This is a genomic window from Mycoplasma pogonae (genome assembly GCF_054170725.1).
Genome location: NZ_JBSWZS010000005.1, coordinates 33,513 through 45,190, shown reverse-complemented (window position 1 = coordinate 45,190; position 11,678 = coordinate 33,513). Strand labels below are relative to the sequence as shown.

The 11,678-nt window shown below is 26.0% G+C and carries 10 protein-coding genes; 6 read left to right on the top strand and 4 right to left on the bottom strand.

Going from position 1 to position 11,678, the window contains the following annotated elements; genetic code table 4:
• Positions 1-104 precede the first annotated feature (104 nt).
• Positions 105-1,385, bottom strand: coding sequence for a serine--tRNA ligase (serS, locus tag ACW95P_RS02580; RefSeq protein ID WP_457961674.1), 1,281 nt, complete (start codon positions 1,383-1,385; stop codon positions 105-107).
• A 24-nt stretch (positions 1,386-1,409) separates the two neighbouring features.
• Positions 1,410-3,146, bottom strand: a complete 1,737-nt coding sequence (locus ACW95P_RS02575) for a GIY-YIG nuclease family protein (protein WP_457961673.1) — start codon at positions 3,144-3,146, stop codon at positions 1,410-1,412.
• 100 nt (positions 3,147-3,246) lie between these two features.
• Here ACW95P_RS02575 and ACW95P_RS02570 point away from each other — a divergent pair, with 100 nt between their 5' ends.
• Positions 3,247-4,227, top strand: a complete 981-nt coding sequence (locus ACW95P_RS02570) for a hypothetical protein (protein WP_457961672.1) — start codon at positions 3,247-3,249, stop codon at positions 4,225-4,227.
• Here the strand turns inward: ACW95P_RS02570 and ACW95P_RS02565 are convergent.
• Together ACW95P_RS02565 and ACW95P_RS02560 are read right to left on the bottom strand one after the other, a co-directional pair.
• Positions 4,224-4,883, bottom strand: coding sequence for a chromate transporter (locus tag ACW95P_RS02565; RefSeq protein ID WP_457961671.1), 660 nt, complete (start codon positions 4,881-4,883; stop codon positions 4,224-4,226). The two genes, ACW95P_RS02570 and ACW95P_RS02565, sit on opposite strands and share 4 nt — an antisense overlap.
• Positions 4,883-5,455 (bottom strand): chromate transporter, encoded by a 573-nt coding sequence (locus ACW95P_RS02560; protein ID WP_457961670.1) that lies wholly within the window; start codon positions 5,453-5,455, stop codon positions 4,883-4,885. The genes ACW95P_RS02565 and ACW95P_RS02560 overlap by 1 nt, the downstream gene beginning before the upstream one ends.
• 118 nt (positions 5,456-5,573) lie before the next feature.
• Between ACW95P_RS02560 and ACW95P_RS02555 the strand changes: the two genes are divergently transcribed.
• The 5 genes from ACW95P_RS02555 to ACW95P_RS02535 all read left to right on the top strand — a co-directional run bounded on the left by ACW95P_RS02555 (position 5,574) and on the right by ACW95P_RS02535 (position 11,665).
• On the top strand, positions 5,574-6,143 hold the full coding sequence (locus ACW95P_RS02555) for a nucleoside/nucleotide kinase family protein (protein ID WP_457961669.1): 570 nt from the start codon (positions 5,574-5,576) through the stop codon (positions 6,141-6,143).
• A gap of 277 nt (positions 6,144-6,420) precedes the next feature.
• Positions 6,421-7,800, top strand: a complete 1,380-nt coding sequence (gene asnS / locus ACW95P_RS02550; protein WP_457961668.1) for an asparagine--tRNA ligase — start codon at positions 6,421-6,423, stop codon at positions 7,798-7,800.
• Positions 7,801-7,822: 22 nt separating this feature from the next.
• The gene (locus tag ACW95P_RS02545; RefSeq protein WP_457961667.1) at positions 7,823-8,815 is read left to right on the top strand and encodes a glycosyltransferase; all 993 of its coding nucleotides are present in this window, start codon (positions 7,823-7,825) and stop codon (positions 8,813-8,815) included.
• Positions 8,816-8,820: 5 nt separating this feature from the next.
• Positions 8,821-9,477 carry an RDD family protein gene (locus ACW95P_RS02540; protein ID WP_457961666.1) on the top strand — a complete coding sequence of 219 codons (657 nt, stop codon included), beginning with the start codon at positions 8,821-8,823 and terminating at the stop codon, positions 9,475-9,477.
• 1 nt (position 9,478) lies between these two features.
• Positions 9,479-11,665, top strand: coding sequence for an ATP-dependent helicase (locus ACW95P_RS02535; RefSeq protein ID WP_457961665.1), 2,187 nt, complete (start codon positions 9,479-9,481; stop codon positions 11,663-11,665).
• Positions 11,666-11,678: the final 13 nt, after the last annotated feature.

The window sequence follows — 11,678 nt, the reverse complement described above, 5'->3', positions numbered from 1 at the left end:
TTTAAATTATAAACAAGTTTAAAAAAGAAATTTTATTAAATAAAAATCGCATTGATAAAAAAATCTTTTCACTAGTATTTTTTAGCAAAAAGATTTTTTTTGATTTAACCAATTTTTGTTTGACCATTCATGTAAGGTCTTAAAATTTTTGGAATAGTAATTGTTCCATCTTCATTTTGATAAATTTCTAAAATTGCTGCAATTACTCGATCAATTGCTAATCCTGAACCATTAATGGTATAAGCGTAATGAGTTTTTTTATTTTCATCACGGTATCTAATTTTGGCACGACGTGCTTGGAAATCTCCAAATAAAGAAATTGATGAAGTTTCACGATATTTATTTTCTGAAGGCATTCACAATTCTAAATCAATTGTTTTTTGCGAGCTAAACCCCAAATCCCCGGTGCATAATAAAACTTTTTGAAAAGGGATTTGTAATTTTCTTAAAATATTAGCTGCATCTTCAACAGCTTGAAAATATTGTGATTCCGCATCTTTTTGAGAAGTGATTTTTACAATTTCCACCTTATGAAATTCATGCAAACGAATTAAACCTTTAGTATCGCGCCCACCAGAACCTGCTTCTGAGCGGTAACAACGTGTATAACCAGTAAATTTTAAGGGTTGAGATAAATCAATAATTTCATCATTGTGATAGTTAGTAATTGGAATTTCTGAAGTTGCAATTAATCACAAGTCACTATTTTTAACTTGATAAGAATCTTCGCCAAATTTTGGTAGTTGACCAGTTCCATATAGCGTTTGTTCTTTGACAATCGTTGGAACAACCAATTCAGTATATCCATTAGCAACATGGGTATCAAGCATAAAATTAGCAAGTGCTCGCACAAGTCTAGCTCCATCATTTTTATAAATAACAAATCTACTACCAGAAATTTTGGCTGCTCTTTCAAAATCTAAAATCCCTAGCTTTAAACCAATTTCATAATGAGGTAAAATTTTTTTATTAATTTCAAAATCTAGATCTCACTCTTGTTCCAAAACAACATTATCAACTTCATTGCTTCCAACAGGAACATTGTTAGCAGGGATATTTGGTGTACTATAAAGTAATTCTTCTAAAGTTTTTTGAACATCACTCACTTGCTGAGTTAATTCAGCAAGAGTTGTTTTTACTTGCTGAATTTCTGCTAATAATTTGGTAGTATCTTTCTTTTGTTGCATATACTGACCAATCAATTTAGAATTTTGATTTAGCAGGTTTTGCAATTTTTGTTGCTCAGACATTAAATCACTTCTTTGTTTAATTAATGTTTCATAAGCATTAACAATTTCTGTAGCTTTAGTTTCTGAATAATTTCTAGCAACTAATGCTTGTTTTAATAATTCAAGATTTTGGCTAATAATTTTAATATCAATCATTTTTATTTAACAAGATTTTAATTATTAATAATCTTGTTCCTTTCTGTAATGGTCATAAACTTTTTGCGCTAATTTTTCATTTTTTAATGCTTGTTTTAATTCTTTTAATGAAGCATTGTATATTTTAGAATAAGAACCAAAATATTCTAGTAAAAGATTCTCATCATTTTTATCCAATCCTTTAATTTTAACTAAAGTTCCCTCTAAACTATTATTTATATATTTATTTTTATATCTAAATTTGGCGTGACGATCAACCTCTTCCTGAATTTCAGCTAAAAAATTTTTTAAACTAAGTGGTTTAATATCAATTTCTAAACCTTCTAAATTAATTAGATGATCTGTTTTGTGTTTAGAATTTTTTACTAAACCAATCACAGGGATATTCAATTTATTTTTAGCTAATATTTTTTTAATTACATCAACTTGTAATTTCCCTCCGTCAGCAATAATCAAATCAGCATTTCTGACAAATTCAAATTTTAAAGCTTTCAAAAACCCTTGCTTCATGTATTCTAAATCACTTTTATTATTGTTAAGCTCAATTTTGAAATTGCGGTAATTTTGCGGTTGTTTTAAACCTTTATAATAGTTTACAATCACAGAAACTACATTTTCATTTTTCATATGAGAATTGTCAATCATAATAATGTCATTTATCTCTTTTGGATAGTTTAAAAGCTTTTTTAAATCTTTTAAAGATTGAAGCTTTTGTTGATTTTTTTCTAGCACTTTTTTAAAAGTAATCTCCATATAATTTTCTAAATTGTTTGCAGCAAGTTTTAACAATTCATAAAATTTACCTTTTTTAGGAAAACTTACAATATTTTTAATTAATTTAAATTCAGCAATATTATTGGCAAATTGGGACGTTAAAATAATTTTGTCAGGAATTTTGTAATATTGATAAAAATTATCAAGAAATTCAAAAAATGCAAATTCATCATTAATATTGTTGGTGATATCTAGGTTAAAATTTTGGGTGTCAAATAGAATTCCAGACTGATAAAATAATCCAGTAATAATTAAGTAATTATTCAAAACTTTTGTTTGAAAAACATGAAAATCTTTTTCTGTAATCAAATCCACATTTTGACTTCCATATAAATCGGTTAAATATTCTCTAATTTCTTTTAAATCTTTAGCAACTTCATATTGACCATTATAAGCAAACTGCAATTCTTCATCAGCTAAATTTTTAAGATATTTTTTATCTTTAAAATCTAAAATTTGTCTTACTTGCTGATATTTTTCTTGTAACTGCTTGTAATTTTGGTTTTCTAACGGAATACCTTTTTCATACAAAACTTCTCGTTCTACAAATTTAACTAGTTTATGTAAATTTTTTCCAAATGGAAAAGGCCCATAAACTAAGGCGAATTTATCTTGAATTTCTGCGGTTTTTGTTGTTTTTTTAATTACAATACTCCCCTTTGCTAACTTTATATAAAGATAAGGATATTTTTTAAAATCTTGTAGCAAAATATTATATTTAGGGCTATGCTCATCCACTAATCTTTTTTCTAAAATTAAAGCTTCATTTTCATTGTTAGTTAATTTAATTTCAAAATCAGCAATTTCAGAAACTAGTTTATGAGTTTTATAAGAATTTATAGCTCCTTTAAAATACTGATTCATACGGTTTTTTAAATTTTTGGCTTTGCCAATATAAATTATTTCTCCATCAGCATCTTTTCACAAATAAACTCCAGCTGATTTTGGTAATTCATCTAATCTTTTGATATCAAAATCATTATTCATTATGATTAAAATTTTAACATCTAGTAAAAATTGCGTGAATTTTTGTGTAAATTAATTAGATTAAAATTTTTTAATTTCTTTTAGTTATAATTTTAGCAATATGAAAAAAGCAGTCATCGAAATAGATTTAAGATCTAATAAATTAATTAAAAAATCAACTCAATGGCAAAAAATTGAAAATGAGCATAATTGATATCAAGCAACTTTAAAACTTGATGCAAATTTTCAAAATATTTTGCCACAAATTTACAACTATGCTAAAAGCCCTAGATCTGCAAAAGTAGAAATGGAATATTTACCAGCTAATAATCTAGCAAAATATTTTGTAGAGCAAACCTGATCGCTAGAAGAATGAAAAAATACAATTAAAAATTTATTAAAAATTTTGCGTTATTTTAAAACCTTTCCAGCAACTAGGTATGATGACTTAAGTTCTAAAAAAGCAATTTATTTTAATAAAACTGTGACAGCTTTTGAAACTATTAAAACAAATAAATTTTTCTTAGGAATTGCTAAAAATGCTTTTTTAAATATTAACAATCAAAAATTAACAAACATGTTATTACTAGAACAAAAAGTTATTTTAGAAATTAAAAAGAATTTTTTATTGGGCAAAAATAAATCAACATTAGCTCATGGAAACTTTGATTTTTCAAGCATTTTATATCTAAATCCTAATGAATATAAATTAATTGATCCACTAGGTTATTACCATAAACAAACAAACTATGGTGATATAAATTATGATTTAGCATTTTTAGCAAGATCGATTTCTGGAAAAATTGATTTTATTACTGCTGGCCATTTTGAATTAAAAGAAAATAAAAATGATTTTAATTTTACTTTTAAAATCAAAAACCCTCAGGAATATATCGAGTTAGAAAAATATTTTAGAAGAATGACTATAAATAATTTTGATATAACATCCAAAGAGTTAATTTTTTTAGAAGCTTTAACATTTTTACATTTATTTCCCGAATATGACGCTGAACCTGAAAAGCAAAAAATGATTTATTTAATTGCTTTAGTTAAATTTAATCAGTATTTTTCAACTGAAAAAATTGAATTTGAATTTATTTAAAGTCACGGTTGAAAAACAATTAATGAAACAATAATAGAAGACCCTAATAATACAAAAATAGGGACTTTTTTATTATAAAAATACATTGTTAAAATAATATTAAGTGGAATTCAGATTAATAAAACAATATACCTTCAGTTACTAAAAAACTGACTTTTATCATTATTAAAATTGATAACTCAATAATTCATTCACCCCTTATTAAAATCTAAAAAAGGTGCAAGAATTTCAATAAATAATTGTAATGCAAGAGATAACATAATTGCAGACAAAACTGGACGAGTGTAAATAATAATTTTTTGTGAAAGCTCACTTTTATTATTGTGCATAATTTTTTTATAAGCTCAAAAAGTTATAAAAATTGCTGGCAAAGTAAAAAATAAAAAAGTAATAAACATAGCGATTCAACCAGCTCAAGAACCACTAAATAATAAATAACCAGTAATAAAACCAAATTTTGTTGAAACAACCCCTGGTGTGCTATTTGCAACAGCAATGACGCTATCAATTTTTTCAGGGCTAATTTCTGCATTAAAAATTTGATTTAAAAATTCTCAAAGTCAGCGAAATAACGGAATGAAAACTTGTCCACCACCAAAAACAATTAGACTAATAATAACAATAAAAATTAAGGCCACTAAAAAAGCAACAATCATTATTTGCCCCTTTGTTGACGTTTTTTTATAAAACCAAAAATTATTAAAGTCAAAATGACTATAAGCAATGGAGCAGAAGCGATGTTCATTGGACTTGGAGCAAACAAGATAAAAATAAAACTAAAAATAAATAGTAAAACTCAAGCAACTAAATTTAGCTCTTTATTTGTTTTTTTTAAATATTGATACCCAAAAACAACAATAATTCCTATAATTGAACTCATTACTGTAACATTAATGATCAGTAAGTAAGGTTTAGGTAAAAAATTTATTCCAATAAAAATTACTAAAAAAAAGCCTAAATTAGGTAATAAACCAATTAATGTAGCTAACAAACCGATTCATTTTCCTAAAACTTTCATCGATATTAAAGATAGCATTTGCACAACTGAAGGACCAGGGAGCAAATTAACTAAAACAAAAGCTTTTTCGAACTCTTCTTTAGTAATCCATTGATTTTTTTCAACTGCATATTTATTAATAATAGGCATCAATGCATTACCACCACCAAAACCGATAAATGTACATTTAAAAATAAAGATTAAAACATTTCAAAAATTAGCTTTTTTCATTTTAATAATTTTATAAAAAAACACTTATTTTTAAAATAAAGCTTCAAAAATATTTTTCTTTAAAAAACATCAATTATTAAATACTTTTATTTTTAAATTAGTCCTATAATTAAAAATTATGAAAAATAAGTTAATAATTTTTTTAGGTGGAATGAGTGAGTCTGGAAAAAGTTTTGTAGGAAACTTTTTAGAAACGGAAGAAAATTTTAAAAGAATCAAAATTATTGAAATTGAAAAGGAGCTATTAAATTTTTATAGGATTGATTTTGGTAAAACAAAAGAAAATTTTTCTCAAGCTTTAAAAAATTTGTATTTTCAACAAAATGTTTTTGAAAAATTTTTAGAAAAAATAGTTGAAAAATCAGAAGGTAAAAATGTTTCATTAGAATCGTTATATAGTAATCAGTTATTTTTAGGCATTAAGTCTGTTTATGAAAAAACATTTTGTATTTTCATTGAAGCTGATAGTGAAATTAGAATGCAAAGAGAATACCAAAAAGAATCACACAATGGCAATAAACAAACTTTTGAAGAATTTGAAAAATATTTTTGAGAAAAAGAAAATTTTAAAAAAGAACATAAAGCTGATTTAGTTAAAAATGTAGCAGATTTTGTTGTTAATAACAACGGCACAATACCGGAATTAAAAAAACATGTTATTCAAATTATCAATGGCTTAAAAGTTTAAATTTAAAAAAGGCTATAAAAACTTAAATTTTTAATTATCAATTGAACTAGTTGATAATTTTTATTTTTAAATTTTTTAGTTGTTAATAATTAAAATAATTTTTATGAAAATTGAAAATTATTTAAATAATTGCATTTTTTCTATAGTGCTTTGTTCTATTTTTGGCGTTTTTTTGGTAAAATTTATATATCTTTTTTAGAATATTTGGATTCTAAAAATTTTCTTCATTAACACATGAGAAATAATAACTATTGGTAAATAAAAGAGGTAATTAAGTATGAGCGATAAAACAAGCAACATTAAAAGTGATTTAACAATTAGAGAAATTTTATTAAATGCTGAAAAATTTAATGAAACTAATGTTGAGTTTCGCGCATGAGTTGCTTTTAATCGTGGTAATGCTGCAATTCGTTTTTTAAACATTAATGATGGAACAACTGTAGAGAATTTACAAGTTGTTTTAAAAGCTGAAAGCATTCATTTAGAAGAAGTAGCTGAGGCACGGATGGGTGCTGCTGTTTATGTTAGTGGTCAATTAAAATTAACTCTTAATATGCCACAACCTATCGAAATGACAGCAACAGTTTTTAAATTGTTAAGAAACACTGACTTAGATTTTCCAATTCAAAAAAAAGAAATTACATTAGAAACATTGCGTGATTTACCTCACTTAAGACACAGAACTTCTTTAATTAAAGCTGCAATGTTAATTCGTTCAACTTTATTTCAAGAGTTACATGCTTTTTTTCAGAAAAAAAATTATTTATTAATGAGTTCGCCTTTAATTACTTCTAATGACGGTGAAGGGGCTGGAGAAACCTTTGAGGTAATCACTTCAGAAAGAGATTTCTTTGGCAAAGATATCAAAGCTACATTAGGGGTTACTGGTCAGTTACATGCTGAGTCTTATGCAATCGGTTTTGGGAAAGTTTATACTTTTGGACCAGCTTTTAGAGCAGAGAATTCACATACTAAAAAACATGCTTCAGAATTTTGAATGTTGGAACCTGAAGTAGCATTTTTTGAATTAAAAGATGTAATTAAGTTAGCTGACGAAATGTTAAAAACTGTAATTCGCAAAACATTAGAAATTAACAAGTTAGAATTTGATTATTTAGAGTCAAAAGTTGAACCGGAACTAAGACAAAAGTTACAATTGTTTTTAGATAATGAATTGCAATATATTGAGTATAAAGATGCAATCATAAAATTAGCAGAAGTAAAAGAACGTTTTGAAGAACAAAACATTCATTTTGGAATGGATTTAGGAACTGAACACGAAAGATATTTAGCTGAAGAATTATTTAAAGGTCCGGTTGCCGTAATTAATTACCCAAAAGAATTTAAAGCTTTTTACATGTACCAAAATCAAGATGGCCAAACAGTTGCTGCTTTTGACTTGTTAGTTCCGGGAATTGGAGAACTAATTGGTGGCAGTCAAAGAGAGGCGTCTTATGACAAATTACTACAAAGAATTGAAGAGTTAAACTTACCTGCTGAAGAATTGCAATGATACCTTGATTTAAGGAGATTTGGAGATTCGGGATCTGCTGGCTTTGGCTTGGGATTTGAAAGATTTGTAATGTATGTAACAGGAATTAATAACATTCGCGATGTTATTCCATTCCCTCGTACACCAAATAATTTAAAAATGTAGTTCTTCAAAAAAGGTGGTTGAAATGAAATTAACTGTTATATTGTCTGCTCAAAAACAAACAAAAAAACTTGCAAAATTTCTTGAAAGTATGCGCAATCAAGAAAGCAAGCATTTTGAAATAATTTTATACATTAACCATCCTTCTAAAAATGATTATGATTTAATAACACACTACAAAGAATTCTTTGCTGAAAAATTAAAAGTTTTTTTCAATATTTTGAGTTCTGAAGGTAATCAAAATTGACTAGATGCTGCAGAACATGTTTCTGGAGATTATGTTGTTATCGCTTATCCAGAAATTATTTTAAAACCTTTTTTTGTTAAAAGTTTCTTACATTATGCAGAAAAATATCCTGTTGATTTAATTGAGACAAGACCAAGATTTAAAGGCTTTTTTAAATGAACACCAAGAGCTAGAGTACAACCGGAAAAAATTATTGACCTTGCAAATAATAAGGAAATTGTTGCTTTTAGCTTTCCATTTATTTTTAATAAATTTATTAAATCTGAAGTATTTGAAAGCCTTGCAGCAAGCAAAAATCGTTTAGCATTAACTTCAACCAAAAACTGAATTGAATTAGTTTACGAAATATTTATTTATACTAAAACTTATTGCTACATTAATGACGTTTTGATTAATGATTGAAATGAAGGCTTAAGTAGCTTTAATAGCTCTAGTTTTATTAAACAATGGAGAAATATTCAAGCTAATAATTTACTTAGTGAAAAATTCCTTGATGAAATTCAATATGCCAAAATGTATTTTTTTGAAATTTTTTTATCAGCTATGATTGGAAGTGCTAAAAAATCACATTTAAAAAATTTACTAAATTTTGAAAATAGTTTTAAAAAACACTCTCAAAAACTTAATAGTCATATTGAAAAACTACGAAAAGAAGAATTTTTTGAAATTGAAAAAACTAATAAATATTTTTATAATTTAACAACAGAAAACCAATTTTTATCCAAATTTTTACCACCTGCTAAGTGACATAAAATTACCGATTTATTTTAGTGAATATGCAAAAGAAAAGAGCTGGTTTTTGAATTAGATTTTTAGCAGGGTTGATAGATTCAATAATTTTTGTAGTTTTAGGAGTAGCGACTTCATTAGCGATTTTAGATCAAAATAAGCAAATTATTAATTATGGTTATTACATTTGATTGTTTGGCTTAATTTTGATTTTAGTAATATTTCAAATTATTGTACCTTTACTAAGCAATGGTAGAGCAACAATCGGAAGATTAATATGCAGGTTAGAGGTAAGAGATTTTAAAAGTCAACAAAAACCGGCTTTAAAAATTTTTTTAAAAAAAGAAATTATTTATACATTTTTATGAATTATTGGTTTTTTCTTAGTTTTTCTTTTTATTAGTCCTGAACTTTTTCAAAAAATTGCTAATACAAGAGAAGGAAATATTGTTAATAATGAAAATTTTACTAATCAGCAAGTTTTTCTAATTTTTATCCCAACTTCAATTATTGGTTTAAGCAACTTTTTACAAAGTGTTGCAACACTATCTATTATTAGAAATAGTCGCAGAGGAATTAACGATATTTTCTCAGGTACTGAAACAGTCTATAAAAATAAATACATCAAAAACAAAAGTTTAGAAAAGGAATCACAAATTACAACACGCAAAAGAAAAACATTTAAAATAGAATGGGTAGATTAGTATGGAAAAATTTGATTTAGATTTATTAAACAAAGCGCAAAAAGCAGCTGTATTAAACACGGAAGGTTATTTACGAATAATTGCCGGAGCAGGAAGTGGTAAAACTAGGGTTATTACTCAAAAAATTATTTACTTAATTGAAAAATTAGGGATTAAACCTTATGAAATACTTGCTGTAACTTTTACAAATAAAGCAGCAAAAGAAATGCTAGAAAGAGTTGCTGCCTCATTAGATATAGAAGAGGCTAAAAAAATACATATTGCTACTTTTCATGCAATTTGCTCATATATTTTAAGAATTGATATTAGTAATTTAGGAATTTCTACAAAGTTTGAAATTCTAGATTATGTTGACCAAAAAGCGATTGTAAGTAGAATTTTTTTAAAATACAATAAAAATTCTAATGATTTACCTTTCTATGATGCTATAGAATATATTTCAAAAAATAAAAATCAATTTATTTCCCCTGCTGAAGCATTAAAAGAAGTTGATCCAGAAGATGAAACAGCGGTATTTTTAGCAAATGTTTACCAAGACTATGAAATGGATTTAAAAGCCTCTTCTTCATTGGATTTTGATGATTTATTATTAAAAACTTATCAACTATTTATTGAATTCCCTGAAATAGCTCAAAAATGAGCTAAAAAATTTAAATATGTTTTAGTAGACGAGTTTCAAGATACATCATATGTTCAGTATGAAATCATTAAAATGCTTTCAAATCATTGAAAAAATTTAACAGTTGTTGGAGATCCTGATCAAACAATTTATACATGAAGAGAAGCTGATGTTAATTTAATTTTAAATTTTGACAAAGATTTCCCTGGTGCTATAACAGTAACTCTTGAACAAAACTATCGTTCTACTAAAAAGATTTTAGAACTTGCTAATCGCCTTATTACTAATAATAAAAATCGTTTACCCAAAAATTTATTTACCGAAAATGATGAAGGAGATAACATTTCTTTTTATCATGCTTTTGGTTTGGAATCAGAAGCGCAATGAGTTGCTAATAAAATTCAAGAATTAAAAAAACAAAAAGTTCAATTAAAAAATATTGCAATTTTATACCGTTCAAATTTTTATTCACGCGCTTTTGAACAAGCATTTATTAAAGAAAATATTGCACATAAAATTTTAGGTGGGCAAAGATTTTATGAAAGACCAGAAATTAAAGATGCTATAGCTTATTTGAAGTTAATTGCTAATGGTTCTGAAAATGCTTTCAAAAGAGTTATTAATGTTCCTGCAAGACAAATTGGTTTAACTTCATTACGTAAAATTACAGAATTTGCAGTAAGTAAAAATATGACTTCTTATGATGCTTTAACTGATTATTTTAAAAACTTAGCAGTAGAAAGTAAAAAACCTGATTTTAAACCTATTGACCTAAAATTATCAACTCAAAAAACAATTGTTGCATTTTTCAATCTTATTAGGCAAGCAAAAAAACTAATTGAAAAAATGCCAATTCATGTTGTTTTAAAAAAATTCTTACATGAAATTAATTATTTATCAGTTTATCAAAAGAATGAAAAAAATAAAAATACAGCTCATGATAATATTGAAGAACTTTTATTATCAATTAAATTTTGAGAACAAAAAAACCCTGATAAAAATTTAAATGATTATTTAGAAGAAATTTCTTTATTAACATCTAGTGATTCAGACACATCTCAAAATCCTCATGTTTCAATGATGACAGTACATATCTCTAAAGGTTTAGAGTTCCAACACGTTTTTTTGGTTGGGATGTCTGAGGGTTTATTTCCTAATTGAAGATCTTTAAATGATGATAAGTTAGATAATGATGAAGCCTTAGAAGAAGAAAGAAGGCTAGCTTATGTAGCTGTTACTCGAGCTAAAGAAAGATTGTTTTTATCTAACTCCCAAAGCTCGAGTTATGAAGAAAAGTATAAAATTCAAGGTCATTCCAGATTCTTGAAAGAAATGGGCATTAAAGTGTCTGCTTCAATTTCGGAGTTTATTAAAGATGGTCAAAAAGAAGAAGAAATTGATTATTCACAAGACAATAGTTCATTAGGTGCTGGAGATCAAATTTTTCACAATTCTTTTGGGAAAGGTGAAATTTTAGAAGATGATGGGGATACAATCGTAGTTAAATTTGCTTTGGATAACAAGATTCGCCATTTATTAAAAAACCATAAATCTTTTAAAAAAATTTAGTTAATAGTTTAGA